The following is a 14,359-nucleotide window of genomic DNA, read 5'->3' as shown; positions in this document are numbered from 1 at the left end:
AAAGCCGACAACAAGTGCCGGCCTTTGTTACGTCAATTTTTCTTAATTTAAACAATACTCAATGCGATTATTACTGGGTAAGTGTAAATTTCTGAACTTGTTCAGACATCGCTGCAGCATCTTCAAGTAAGGTTTCATTGAGTTGGCTTAACGCATTAGCAATTTCTTGAGTTTGATTATAAATCTCACTGATTTTCATCGCATTTTGATTCACTTCTTCGGCAACAGCTGCTTGCTCATGAGTTGCTGAAGCAATTTGTTGATTCATACTGTCAATAACATCAACATCCGCCACAATTTGTTTCAACTCTTTGCCCGCATTTTCCACTTCAATAACGCTTTCATCAGCACTGACCATGCCACGTTGCATGGTTTTAACGGCTAACTGAGCACCTGATTTAAGCCTATCAGTCATCCGCTTGATATCGTCCGTTGATGATTGTGTTCGTTGCGCTAAGGTTCTGACCTCATCAGCTACAACAGCAAAGCCTCGTCCTTGCTCTCCCGCTCTTGCCGCTTCAATGGCCGCGTTAAGTGCCAGTAAGTTAGTTTGCTCTGAAATCGCGCTAATGACATCCAAAATAGTCGCAATAGATTGCACATCTTGATCTAATGTCTCAATCGCATTTGAGGCTTCACTGATTTCGCTGGCAAGATGTTTTATCGATACCGTCGTTTGTGAAACGCCCTTATTACCAATATGTGCCTCTTTATTGGCAGACGTAGATGCATCTGATGCTTGCACCGCATTAGCCGCAATTTGAGTGACTGTTGCACTCATCTCAGTCATAGCCGAAGCCACTTGCTCAGCCTCTTGGTAGCCAAGTTCAACATCTTGCTTCATGGTCTGAGTATGACCATTAACTTGCTCAACCACACTCACCACTTGCGAAGCACTTTGTCTAACTTGAGCGATTATCGTTTCAAAGTCAGTCATCATGGCATTAAAGGCGGCTGACAATTGGCCGAATTCATCTGCAGATTTGTGCTCAATCCGCGTACTTAAATCAAAATGGTTACCCGCATGGGTGACTTTATCAAATAAGTGACTCAAGCTCTTATTCAAGTAATTAGACACTGATAAACTCAACCATGCTAGCAATACTATCGATATTGTTAATGCCAGTAATGATGTCCACATCATTTGGTTTGCTGAATCCAATCTTAGTTTAGTTAACTTAATCAAATCATCAGCTAAGAAATGTTCAAAGTCAGTTAGCACGTTAATTCTTGCAGTAGAAGTGCTAAACCAAGTTTCCGGATTTTGGGCGCTGATATGAGTGACGTCGTGAGAAAAAGCGATATCACGTAATTGCTGCACCGCTGACTCTTCTCGAGATCGTGAAACTTGTTCAAATTGCGATATCCAATCAGCAGTCGCTAACGCCTTAAAGCGTTCACCATAAGTATTTTGTTCAGACACTAAAGTGACAAACCTGCTAAAAACGCCATCTTTAAACCCTTGTTGGCCGAAGGTTGTGCTAAGTACAGCACGCTCAATACCTGCACGTTCTTTTAACTGTAAAAACGCACCAAATGATGCCAACTTGAGTGATAATTCACTGTCAGTGCTTTGCATTGCCGTTTCATCAACAACCGATAACAATGCCGTATTTAAACCTGTGTAATACTTCACTTCATCAGCAACCGTAACCGTCAATGAATCAACAGAACGTCTCATTGACTGCAATTGCTGCAACTGGTTGCTAATTTGTCTCAAGGTAGCACTAATCTGAACAGGAAAATCATCAACATTTGGAATGCTATTAAAACGACTTATTTGTCTATCAGACATCCCACGCTGCTGAGGTAGCGCATCGGCAAATGATTGTCCTTGTGAACCAATATAGCCGGCACTCATGCCACGCTCTTTTTGTAACTCATGGACTAATGCACTATTAATTACAGCGAGCTCAGTTAACGAAAGTACCGTATTTAATTCTGATTTAGTTTCATATTTATTGTGAACAAACATGCCACCATAAATCAGACAAATCAGCAGAGGCGGGACAATTAGCAATAGCAGTTTATGTAGCGTTTTTAGATCGGTAATCCATTTCATTGTATCTTTACCCTTAGAGTAAGTGCTCCATGCAATTTATCGCAATAAATTACATGCTTTGATGTAACTAAGGCGACTTAATTTCTTTTCAAATTAGTATGAGAATATCGTTCGCGCAAAAAAAACCTGTAAAACTCTATATGAGTATTACAGGTTTATCGGCTATTTAAATAAAAGCTTTAGCTTAACCTTCAACGCCTTTGCTTGCTAAGAACTCATCATAAGTTCCTTTAAAGTCATTAATGCCTTGTGGCGTCACTTCAAGAATACGAGTAGCAAGAGATGATACAAACGCACGGTCATGAGATACAAACAACAACGTACCTTCATACATTTCTAACGCGTTGTTTAATGACTCAATTGATTCCATATCCATGTGGTTAGTTGGTTCATCAAGCAGCAAGATATTTGGCTTTTGCATAATAAGCTTACCAAAATACATGCGACCTTTTTCACCACCAGATAAGACTTTTACTGACTTTTTAATATCGTCAGAACCAAATAACATACGTCCTAAAATACCACGTACTGTTTGGTCGTCATCTTCAGGCTTACGCCATTGGCTCATCCAATCAAACAAGGTCATATCATTAGCAAAATCAGCTTCATGATCCTGTGCATAATAACCAATGTTTGAGTTTTCTGACCATTGAATCGTACCCGCATCTTGTGGTAAATCATGAACTAAGGTACGTAACAAGGTGGTTTTACCCACGCCATTTTCACCCAAAATAGCAATTCGCTCGCCAACTTCAGCCATCATGTCAAAACCAGAGAATAGCGGCGTTTCGTCAAAGCCTTTAGCTAACTGTTCAACCACTAATGCGTTACGGAACAATTTCTTCTCTTGTTCGAAACGAATAAACGGATTCACACGGCTAGATGCTTTAACTTCTTCAATTTTAATCTTATCGATTTGCTTAGCACGTGATGTAGCTTGCTTTGCTTTAGATGCGTTAGCCGAGAAACGAGCTACGAAGCCTTGAAGTTCTGCAATTTGTGCTTTCTTCTTGGCATTATCTGACTGTAGACGCTCACGAGCTTGCTGCGCTGCCATCATGTATTCATCGTAGTTACCAGGGTAAACACGTAGTTCACCGTAATCGATATCTGCCATATGGGTACATACAGAGTTCAAGAAATATCTATCATGCGAAATAATCACCATGGTGCTATTACGTTGGTTTAGCATTTCTTGTAACCAGCGAATGGTATCGATGTCCAAGTTGTTGGTTGGTTCATCAAGTAATAATACATCTGGGTCTGAGAACAAGGCTTGTGCAAGTAGCACACGTAATTTGAAACCTGGTGCAATTTCACTCATTAAGCCAAAGTGTTGGTCAACACCAATACCGACGCCCATCAATAAGTCACCAGCACGAGATTCAGCAGTGTAACCGTCCATTTCGGCAAACTGCATTTCAAGTTCAGCCACTTTAATGCCGTCTTCTTCACTCATTTCTGGTAATGAGTAAATACGATCACGCTCTTGCTTAACTTCCCATAGCTCTTTATGACCCATGATCACAGTATCAACCACTGAATAAGCTTCATAAGCAAACTGATCCTGGTTCAACTTACCCATGCGCTCGCCTGGATCAATTGACACATTACCGCTTGACGGCTCAAGGTCACCAGTTAGGATTTTCATGAAGGTGGATTTACCACAACCATTGGCTCCGATAAGACCGTAGCGGTTACCGCCACCGAATTTAACTGAGATATTTTCAAACAGAGGCTTTGAACCAAACTGCATGGTGATGTTAGCTGTAGTAATCAAAATGAGATTCCAAAATTCAAGTTATGATAAAAACAAAAAACCAGTGCCGAATTATGTAACGGCTATAACGTTCAACGAGTATAGCGGTTATTGCTCAGTTAGCACTGGTTTCTAGCCACCCTTAATTAGTTAAGCATGGCCATATTAAATAGGCGGCGTACTATAGCATTTCAGCTTATTTTTTCAACTTAACTTAGCCACAAGGCGCCATAAAACAGGCGAAATTCCATGAATTTATTAAGTCAAAAAAGACAGATGGGGAATATTAAAGGTCAGAACCAGTCAGTAACTGAAAATGAAGGGAATAACAGACTATTTCTTTGCGGTGAATTTTCGAGTAAACCAGGCAATAGTGGCGCGTTGTTGTTGTTCACTTAGTCCAAAATAAACACACACCCAAGGAGAGATCAAAAAATACCACGGCATTGTCATGCCTAATTCAGCATTATATTGCAGATAAAAGAAGCCAAAATAAATCACGCCAATACCAGCAATTCCCACTGTCAGCATGGTTAGCTTCATTGCTTTTTCTAGCCTATCCATTTTGCAATACCTTTAATTAATCTGTGAAATACCCTGAAAAAGAGTTGTCAATAACACTCGCCAAGATGGTAACAATAATCGCAGTAATAAAAAAGCCAACCATTAACGGGTTGGCTTTAGTCTGAGTCAGTAGCAATTACATGCTTAAACCGCCATCAATTTCAAAAACGCGGCCATTTACATAATCATTTTCAACAATAAACTTAACTGTTGCAGCCACTTCTTGTGCTTGACCTAAACGCCCAACTGGCACCATTTTTTCAAGACGCTCCAAGGCTTCTGGTTTCATACCAGCGGTCATTTCTGTTGCTATTACACCTGGCGCAACTGCGGCGCTTCTGATGTTATAACGCGCAAGTTCTTTAGACCAACCAACACTCATTGCTGCGACACCAGCTTTAGATGCAGAATAATTTGACTGACCAATATTACCTGCCTTAGCAATACTAGAGATATTAATAATTACCCCTGCTTGCTTTGAATGAATCATCGCTGCAGCCGCTTCACGCCCACACAAGAAAGTCCCTGTTAAGTTAACATTGATGACCGATTGAAATTGCTCAAAAGACATACGGTCAGTCACAAGGCCTTCTTTTGCTTTGATCATCATACCATCACGAAGAATACCTGCATTGTTAACTAATACGTTCACTTGACCAAAATCTTCAAGGATATAGTTAAAACCTGCCACGACGTCTTCTTCATCAGTAATGTCTAAGGCATAACCTTGTACTTCTGTTGTCGCTCCTAAATCAGCACAAGCACGTTCTAATTTTTCTTGATCAACATCGATAAGTGCAAGTCTTGCGCCTTGAGAGGCAAACTCTTGCGCCATCGCTAGCCCTAATCCACCTGCTCCGCCAGTAATGACAACAACTTTATCTTTAATTTCCATTAACTGGATCCTTTCTTAATTTATTAAAATCAATCGTTATGATTTCTTATCCGCTTGAGCAAACTGCTCAAATATACTTGAAAAATCGCGGCGGCCATTACCTTGTCTCGCATGGTTTACATATAAACTACGTGCTAATGCTCCCATCGGCGTACTAGAATTTGACGCCAATGATGCTTGCTGAGACAAGCCTAAATCTTTCACCATCAAATCAACCATAAATCCACCTTGGTAATCATTTGATGATGGCACATTGTCCATGACATCTGGACAAGGATTATATTTCTCTAAAGTCCAGTTACCACCGCTACTGACTTTCATGATATCAGATAACACTTTAGGGTCTAAACCATTATCAATACCCAATTGCAAAGATTCACTCGTACCGACCATCAATACCGACAACAGCATGTTATTACAAATTTTAGCTATTTGACCTGCACCCGTTGCTCCTGCGTGGAATATGTTTGCCCCCATCACAGTTAATACCGTTTGTGCTTTTTGATACGCGTTATCTGAGCCACCACAAATAAAGGTTAATGTGCCCGCTGCGGCGCCAGCTGTGCCACCAGATACAGGCGCATCCATAAACTCAATGCCTTTTGCTTTCGCGTGTGCCCCCACTGTTTGCGCAGTGCCAGCATCAATGGTCGAACAATCAATTAACACTGCACCTTCTGCTACAACATCCAACAATCCTTTATTGTCAGCATCGCCAATATACAAACTATGAACATGCTTTCCAGCGGGCAACATAGTTATCACAAAATCTGCCGAAGCCGCAGCGCCACAGGCAGTTTTGGCACTAAGCGCACCTTGAGATGTGAGTGCGTCTACCGCTGCAGGAACCAAATCAAAAACAGTCACGGTCATGCCTGCTTTAATTAAGTTTACAGCCATAGGGCCACCCATATTACCGAGTCCAATAAATGCTACAGTTGCCATAATAATGTCCTTTTACATGTCTTTTAATGGGTGATTGTCATTATTCCAAGGTGACGTTAATAGCTGTGTCACCGCCTCTGGTGTCACATCACTTGCGTGAGGAAAACGCCATTGTGGATTTCGATCTTTATCGATTAACAGTGCTCGTACCCCTTCACAAAAATCACCGTAAGAACAGCAATTAACACTGATACCTAATTCCCATTTAAAGCACTCAGCTAAGGTTTTATCTTTACCGATACTGGCTTGAGCAAAAATTAAAAACCAACTTAACGGGCTACCTGCTAATGCCGTTTTTTGTGCGCGCTTTAGCCAATCAAGTTCAGTATCTAAACTTGAAATTTGATGATGCACTTCTTCGATTTCACCGCTCATGAGTTGATCAATTTCAACTTGGTATTGTGCTAGCAGACTATCGCCCATACTCGCTGTCGCGTTTTCCTGCATTGAATTAAGTAAATCACTTAGTTGTAAGTGATTTAAAGCAACATCATCACTCCAACTTACTTCAGCTATAGCATCAAACAAGGGTTCTTTATCATCACTACTTAAAAAGTGATTGCCTAATCCGACGTAATGGGCATCAGCAGCGGTCATGTTGTAAGCCGTTAATCCCAAGAATAATCCTGTTTTACCAGGCATTCTATTAAGGAAGTAACTACCGCCAACATCTGGATATAAACCAATGGTAATTTCGGGCATTGCAATACGGCTTCGCTCAGTTAACACTCGGTGGCTGCCGCCAGCCATAAGTCCTAAGCCGCCGCCCATCACAATTCCATCTCCCCACACTAATACAGGCTTTCCGTACTGATGTAATAGGTAGTCAAGTTGGTATTCTTCGCTAAAAAAGTCACACGCTTCTTGAGTCATTGATTGAGGATTAACCATAGAAGCATGATAAATTGCTCTGACATCACCACCAGCACAAAAAGCTTTCTCACCAGCGCCATCGAGTACAACAAAAGCAATATCATTGTCTTGCTGCCAAGCTAATAACTGCTTAGTCATTGCTTGCACCATACCAAGATTCAGTGAATTTAACGCTTTTTCAATATTAAGCGTAACTACACCAATCGACTTGCCTGATAGTGTTCCTAATGTTTGAAAAATCACATCTTGATTCATTAGTTATTCTTCCAATTTGCAGTGCGTTTATCCAAAAAGGCATTGACGCCTTCAGCCTGATCTTCGGTATCAAATAATCCTACAAACAACTCACGCTCTAGGGGTAAAGCTTGGGTGCGAGGCATGGATCTTCCAGCTTGAATTAATGTTTTACATACTTTCACGCTGCTCGGTGATTGACGAGCCACTTTTGCCGCAAGCGATATCGCAGCAGTTAATGATTGACCTTGTTCAACCACTTCTTCTACTAAACCAATCGTTTGGGCTTTAGCTGCATCGATTCTTTCGCCGCATAGAATCATTCTTTTTGCCCAACCTTCCCCGACCAAAGCCGTTAAGTTTTGTGTACCGCCCGCACAAGGTAGCAAGCCGACTGTGGCTTCAGGTAAGGCCATTTGTGCTTGCGACTCGGCAATGCGTAAATCGCACGCTAATGCCACTTCTAGCCCGCCACCCATAGCATAGCCATTGATAGCCGCAATAGACACGCCACGAAAGGCGCTTAATGTTTCAAATGCTTCTCCAAAACACTTGGCCATTGTCGCAGCATTGCCTTTATCGCCGTCGGCAAATAATTTTAAATCAGCACCTGCTGAGAAAAACTTCTCTCCTTGACCTGTAATCACCAGCGCATAAATATTATTGTCTTGATTTAGGCGTAATACGATATCTTTAAGCAACATCAAACTGGCTGATGTCCAGGTGTTTGCTGGCGGGTTATTTAAGGTCAAAATGGCGGTATGACCATCAATGGTTTCTACGATAGCGGGCCCTGTTTGGACAGTTGTCGTCGTCATGATTTAATCCTTTAACAATAGTGCATGCGCGTTAATGCTCCGTTATCGAAGCGGAGCAAGCTGGCAACTTATAAAATTGCGTGTGAATTCTCATCTAATAAACGGCGAGCAATGATTAAACGCATGATTTCATTGGTGCCTTCCAATATTTGATGAACACGTACATCCCTAAAGTGTCGCTCCAATGGGTACTCACGGATATATCCGTAACCACCGTGGATTTGCAGCGCACTATCACACACTTGAAAACCAATATCGGTGGCAAAACGTTTGGCCATGGCGCAATAAGCCGTTGCTTCAGGGTCATTGTTATCAAGTTTAAATGCGGCTAAACGTACCATTTGTCTTGCAGCAACAAGCTCAGTCGCCATATCCGCTAGCTTAAATTGTAACCCTTGAAAAGCGGCAATGGGTTTACCAAATTGCTTACGCTCATTCATGTATTCTGTCGCGCGTGCTAATGCCGCTTGCGCAGTGCCAACTGAACAAGTCGCAATATTAATGCGACCACCATCAAGGCCCTTCATGGCAAAGGTAAACCCTTGTCCTTCATCGCCTAACAAGTTGGCTTGTGGCACACGTACATTTTCAAAACTGATTAATCGAGTTGGCTGTGCGTTCCAGCCCATTTTTTCTTCTGCTTTACCGTATGTGATGCCTGGTGCATCAGCTGGAATCGCAATCGCTGAAATGCCTTTAGCACCAGCGTCACCGGTACGACACATAACAACTAATAGCTCAGTCTCACCGGCGCCAGAAATAAACATTTTCGAACCATTAATGATGTAATCATCGCCATCTTTAATCGCTTTGGTTTGCAAAGAAGCGGCATCACTACCTGCACCTGGTTCTGTTAGGCAATAAGATGCTAATAATTGTCCTGTCGTCAAACCTTCAGACCATTGCTGACGTAAGGTTTCGGTTCCCCAAGTTGTTACCATCCATGTGGCCATATTATGAATGGTCAACATGGCGGTTGTTGCAGTGCAACCTTGAGATAATTCTTCGAAGATAATTGAAGCATCAAGGCGAGATAAACCCATGCCACCTTCTGACTCTGGTGAGTACAATGAGCAAAAACCTAACTCACCCGCTTTTTTAATGACATCTTTTGGAAAATAGTGCTCTTCATCCCATTTTGCAGCAAATGGTGTGAGTTCTTCAGCAGCAAATTGACGAGCGAGATCGGCGAACTGGCGTTGGTCTTCGTTGAAATTAAAATTCATGTTTGAATCCTTTTTTACTATGACTCTATGGTCATTTGAATTGCCACTATCAGTGGTCACTTAAGCTAAAGTTCTGCAATAGATTTGTGTGAGCTATATTGCTCTGTTTGCAGATATTTAGGCGTAGTATGTTGTTTAGTTATTCAGCTTCCTGCTGAATGGCATGTCTCGGCAGGCCAAACATTGCGGCCTTATTACAACGTCGATAAAAGGCCTTCTCCCATCAGAAGGCCTTTATCAATTACTTAAGATTAATACTCATATTTGGGCCACTGACGACTTCATCATCAAACCAGCGAGAGGTAATGGTTTTGGTTTCAGTGTAAAAACGAACCGCTTGCTTACCATAGGCGTGTTGGTCACCATAGAAACTGCCTTTCCATCCCGTAAATGAGAAAAATGGTAATGGCACAGGAATAGGGACATTAATTCCCACTTGGCCAACATCAATATGATGTTGATATTTACGTGCTGCACCGCCTGATGCTGTAAAAATAGAAGTGCCGTTGCCATAAGGGCTGTTATTAACAACGTCAATCGCTTCATCAAGGCTTTCAGCTTCCATACAACAGAGTACAGGACCAAAGATTTCTTCTTTGTAGATGCTCATGTTTGTGGTGACATTGCTGAACATGGTTGGGCCAATCCAGTTACCAGACTCATATCCTTCAACAGTAAAATCACTGCCATCGAGTAAACACTCAGCGCCTTCTTCTTTACCTTGAGCAATCAGTTTTAGCACACGCGCTTTAGCAGCAGGGCTAATGACTGGACCATAAGCCGCATTTTCATCATTCCATAATCCTGGGCGTACTTTTGCTAGTGCTTCTTTTAGCTCAGGGATCCACTCTTTGGCAGCGCCGACAAATACAGCAACAGAAATCGCCATACAACGTTGACCCGCCGCACCAACAGAGGCGCCTACCATGTTATTAATCACTTGCTGCTTGTTCGCATCAGGCATAATCACACAATGGTTTTTCGCACCAGCAAAGGCTTGAACACGTTTTAAGTTATCGGTACCCGTTTTATAGATGTATTGTCCTACACCGACAGAACCGACAAATGAAATCGCTTTAATTTCTTTATCATTGAGCAACACATCAACTGCTGTTTTATCGCCATGGATCAGTTGCAGTACCCCTTTTGGCGCACCCGCTTCAACAAATAGCTCAACCAAGCGTTGTGGCGTCATTGGATCTTGCTCTGAAGGTTTTAAGATAAAGGTATTACCACACGCAATGGCCAGCGGGAACATCCATAATGGGATCATCGCTGGGAAGTTAAATGGGGTAATACCCGCACAAACACCTAATGGTTGCGTGTAACTATAGGTATCGATATTTCTTGCCACATTTTCAACCGTTTCGCCCATTAACATTGAGGCGATGTTACATGCGTGCTCAGCGACTTCGATGCCACGCCAAACATCACCTTTAGCATCTTCAAAGGTTTTACCTGTTTCTTGGGCTAGTATGGTTGCGAGCTCGTCATGATGCTCTTTTAGCAAATGTTGATAACGCAACATCACTCTGGCACGTTCAGAGACCGGCACTTCTTTCCATGTTTTAAATGCTTCTTTAGCACTATGAATCGCTTGATTAACTTCCTCTATCGTGGCGGCATTAATATTGGCAATCGGTAAGTTATTTGCAGGATTGGTCACCGAAATCTGTTGAGTTCCCATGCCTTCGGTAAATTCACCGTTGATATAATGTTTCACTTGAACTGTCATCTTGCTTCCTAAATCCCTGTAGAGCCCCAAAGCTCTGTGAAAGTGAAGTACTGCCGGCTTGTTATTTTTGACTAATTACTGTTACTTATTAGTGTTACGAATAATTGTCTAGCTCGTGCAGCACTTGAGTCTTGTTGAATGATTTTCTAATCGATTGTTACACTTAAACGGTTATAGCGAGATAGTTATACTTCAATTGCCATTGCCGTTGCTTCGCCGCCACCAATACATAATGACGCCACGCCTTTAGATAAGCCCTTGGCTTTTAACGAATGAATTAACGTCACAAGTACACGTGCCCCAGAGCACCCAATAGGATGGCCTAATGCGCAAGCGCCGCCATTGATATTGACTTTAGATTCGTCAAGTTGCAATTCGCTAATAGCTAACATAGTCACCATGGCGAATGCTTCGTTAATTTCGAATAAATCCACATCAGCTTTAGACCAATTTACTTTATCGAATAGCTTGTTCATGGCACCGACTGGTGCAGTGGTAAACATTGAAGGTTCTTGAGAATGAGTGGTATGGCCTTTAATTGTCGCCATAATAGTGAGACCTAATGACTCCGCTTTTTCTCGGCTCATTAACATTAAGGCCGCAGCACCATCTGAAATAGAGCTTGAGTTAGCGGCTGTAATTGTGCCGTCTTTAGCAAATGCTGGACGTAGTGAAGGGATTTTTTCAGGACGCGCATTGCCTGGCTGCTCATCCGTATCCACTGTGACATCACCTCGACGACTTGAAATTGTCACTGGCACGATTTCATCTTTAAACGCTCCAGACTGAATCGCTGCGTTAGCCTTTTCTAAAGAGTTCAGTGCGAATTGGTCCATTTTTTCACGAGTTAAGCCAAAATCATCAGCAGTTTTTTGGGCAAAAGTCCCCATTGCACCACCTGTGTAAGCATCTTCAAGGCCATCGAGGAACATGTGGTCCAAAACTTTGCCATGACCCATACGCATTCCACTACGCGCCTTATCTAATAAATAAGGCGCTTGAGTCATACTTTCCATACCACCAGCAATAACAACTTCTGCACTACCCGCTTTGATTAAGTCGTGCGCCATCATCACGGTCTTCATACCTGAACCGCAGACTTTATTGATGGTCGTTGCACCAACACTTAAAGGTAATTCAGCTCCTAATGTCGCTTGACGAGCTGGCGCCTGTCCTAAACCTGCAGGCAATACACAACCCATTAAGACTTCATCAATTAAATGAGTATCAATCTGAGTGTGACTGACTAACCCTTTAATCGCATTGGCGGCTAATGTTGGAGATGTCACTGCTGATAATGCGCCTTGAAAGCCACCCATTGGGGTTCGCTTAGCAGCAACGATAACGATATCTTGTGGTGATGAATGTGTGGTGCTCATAACTTCTCCGCTGTAAACCGGCAAATATTCTGGCCGAGATTAATACACAGTAAAATGTGATCTAGTTCAATTATCACACTGTGACGTTTACGCTAACGTAAAGCAAGAAAAAATCGTCAAATTCATATTAAGATTTCAACACGGCTGTCATTGAAAATTTACAAAAACGATATACCATTAATAATTAAGGGGATTTATAACTAGGATCGCCAAGTTCATTGTTGTCAAAAAGTGAGTTAGCTTATACGGGGAATGAATCGCTGCAGATTATGATGGGAAGAAATAGATGGGAAAGAAATAACAGTGGTGACGTGCAGGTTTTAAGGAGCATCAAGGTTAATTGAGTTGCTAATGCCCGTTTAGTGGAAAGCCATCAAATCAACACGCATTGGATCAATAGGAAAATATCACATCGAAAAGGTTTGATTACGGCCATTTTGTTTCGCTTTATACATACCAGCATCCGCTCGTTTTATCATCTTAGATAGTGAATCTAGGCTTTCTTCAGTTCCAAGATCTTGCTCTGCAAATTCATCTTGCTCGCTATGCTCTATGACAACTCCGTCGACTTCACTTAGTTGGCTTACAGTAACCCCTAAGCTGATGGTAAATTTCACTTCGACATGATCAAAAGTAAATGTTTGCTGCTCAATACTGTTACGAAGTCGCTCAGCCACTTCAACTGCTTGGTCTATATTGGTATTAGGCAAGATTAATAAAAATTCTTCTCCACCAATTCGGCCTAATACATCCGTTTTTTGACCCAATTTCTTGCTTTTCGTGCCGCTGCTTTAATTGTTAAGTCCCCGATATGATGACCGTATGTGTCATTAATCATTTTAAATTTATCAATATCAAAAATGATAACCGCTAATGGCTCAGCTCGTTTTAGGGCAAGACTAAATAACCTATTCCCCTGCTCCATGGTGTAACGTCGATTTGATATCCCTGTAAGATAATCTGTTTGCGAACGGCGTTTAAAAAAGCGGCGAGACTGAATTAAAAAAGCCGTTGCAACAAGTAAAACCACAATAATCAAACTGGTAACGATTAAGGTTAATTGAGATATTTGCTGCTTATCTGTTTCTGACTTTAACTTCAGTAAATTAATCGCAAGCTGATTTTCCAGGATTTGGATTTCATATTCAGCGACTTTTGAATTGTGCTCTAGCGACGAGTAGATAACGTCTTTGTCCATAATGGAGGCATAGGTCAAACGTTCATGATTTAAGCTCGACATCAACAAATTAAAGCTGGCTAAGTACTCTTGTTCGGAAAACTGTTTAAGCGCCATTATTGACGTTTTGAGAAAAGAAGAGCTCGCCGCAAATGTGTCAGAGTTTATAAATACATCAGCAGCGTCATAAGCCATCTCTGGCTGCTCTTGCTGCATATAAGCTAAAGCGAGATAGGCATACATTAAGCCAATAAAATATTGTTCATTAGTGGTTGAGCTTAACTGTTTAGCGTTTTGTAATCGCTCAATTGCCAACTCATGATCATTATTATAATAACTTAGCCGACCCGCATTAAAATAAGCGAAAAATAAGAAGTCGTTAAATTCAGGATGCCGCTTGGCTAAGTCAAACAGGCCGACAACATGAATTTCAGCCGCTTCCCAGTCTGACATTTTTATCGCCTCACCAACCAAGTTGTGCAGCATATTGAACATGTCTTGAATATCGTCAACTTCACTCCATAACTGATAGGCTTCATTGAAGTATTCATAAGCGTATTTATGTAATCCATTAGAGCGGTAAATCGCGCCAGTTGAGTTATAAATCATCGCTTGCTTGTTCGGAGGGAAATGGTGCTTCTTGGCAATCAACAAAGCTTCTTCAAGGCGCTGTAATCCTTGCTCAAACACTT

At 41.8% G+C, this 14,359-nt stretch carries 10 protein-coding genes and 1 pseudogene; all 11 read right to left on the bottom strand.

The features are described from left to right. Window positions 1-70: 70 nt before the first annotated feature. Entirely contained in the window at window positions 71-2,062 is a 1,992-nt protein-coding gene (locus tag ACGEDC_RS16055; RefSeq protein ID WP_394494445.1) for a methyl-accepting chemotaxis protein, read from the bottom strand. A gap of 184 nt (window positions 2,063-2,246) precedes the next feature. After that, window positions 2,247-3,842: an ABC-F family ATPase gene (locus tag ACGEDC_RS16050; RefSeq protein WP_082419856.1), complete on the bottom strand. Its 1,596-nt coding sequence runs from the start codon at window positions 3,840-3,842 to the stop codon at window positions 2,247-2,249. A 312-nt stretch (window positions 3,843-4,154) separates the two neighbouring features. Continuing rightward, entirely contained in the window at window positions 4,155-4,385 is a 231-nt protein-coding gene (locus ACGEDC_RS16045) for a hypothetical protein (RefSeq protein WP_394494443.1), read from the bottom strand. Between the two features lie 136 nt (window positions 4,386-4,521). Beyond that, window positions 4,522-5,280, bottom strand: coding sequence for an SDR family oxidoreductase (locus tag ACGEDC_RS16040; protein WP_055023012.1), 759 nt, complete (start codon window positions 5,278-5,280; stop codon window positions 4,522-4,524). A gap of 36 nt (window positions 5,281-5,316) precedes the next feature. After that, on the bottom strand, window positions 5,317-6,225 hold the full coding sequence (mmsB, locus tag ACGEDC_RS16035; RefSeq protein ID WP_080915377.1) for a 3-hydroxyisobutyrate dehydrogenase: 909 nt from the start codon (window positions 6,223-6,225) through the stop codon (window positions 5,317-5,319). Window positions 6,226-6,237: 12 nt separating this feature from the next. After that, a complete protein-coding gene (locus ACGEDC_RS16030) occupies window positions 6,238-7,353 on the bottom strand; it encodes an enoyl-CoA hydratase/isomerase family protein (protein WP_394494440.1) in 1,116 nt (371 codons plus the stop codon). Further along, complete coding sequence (locus ACGEDC_RS16025; RefSeq protein ID WP_394494438.1) at window positions 7,353-8,150, bottom strand: enoyl-CoA hydratase; 798 nt, start codon at window positions 8,148-8,150, stop codon at window positions 7,353-7,355. The genes ACGEDC_RS16030 and ACGEDC_RS16025 overlap by 1 nt, the downstream gene beginning before the upstream one ends. Window positions 8,151-8,218: 68 nt before the next feature. Further along, window positions 8,219-9,376 carry an acyl-CoA dehydrogenase family protein gene (locus tag ACGEDC_RS16020; protein ID WP_394494436.1) on the bottom strand — a complete coding sequence of 386 codons (1,158 nt, stop codon included), beginning with the start codon at window positions 9,374-9,376 and terminating at the stop codon, window positions 8,219-8,221. Between the two features lie 241 nt (window positions 9,377-9,617). After that, window positions 9,618-11,111, bottom strand: a complete 1,494-nt coding sequence (locus tag ACGEDC_RS16015; RefSeq protein WP_394494434.1) for a CoA-acylating methylmalonate-semialdehyde dehydrogenase — start codon at window positions 11,109-11,111, stop codon at window positions 9,618-9,620. A gap of 185 nt (window positions 11,112-11,296) precedes the next feature. Further along, window positions 11,297-12,490: a thiolase family protein gene (locus ACGEDC_RS16010; RefSeq protein WP_394494432.1), complete on the bottom strand. Its 1,194-nt coding sequence runs from the start codon at window positions 12,488-12,490 to the stop codon at window positions 11,297-11,299. 407 nt (window positions 12,491-12,897) lie between these two features. Beyond that, a pseudogene (locus tag ACGEDC_RS16005) lies at window positions 12,898-13,415 on the bottom strand (GGDEF domain-containing protein). Window positions 13,416-14,359 lie beyond the last annotated feature (944 nt).

Origin of the sequence: Shewanella sp. ENK2 (assembly GCF_043568515.1) — a bacterium.
In the GTDB taxonomy this organism is placed as follows: Bacteria; Pseudomonadota; Gammaproteobacteria; order Enterobacterales; family Shewanellaceae; genus Shewanella; species Shewanella japonica.
This window is presented reverse-complemented; position numbering and strand designations above follow the sequence as displayed.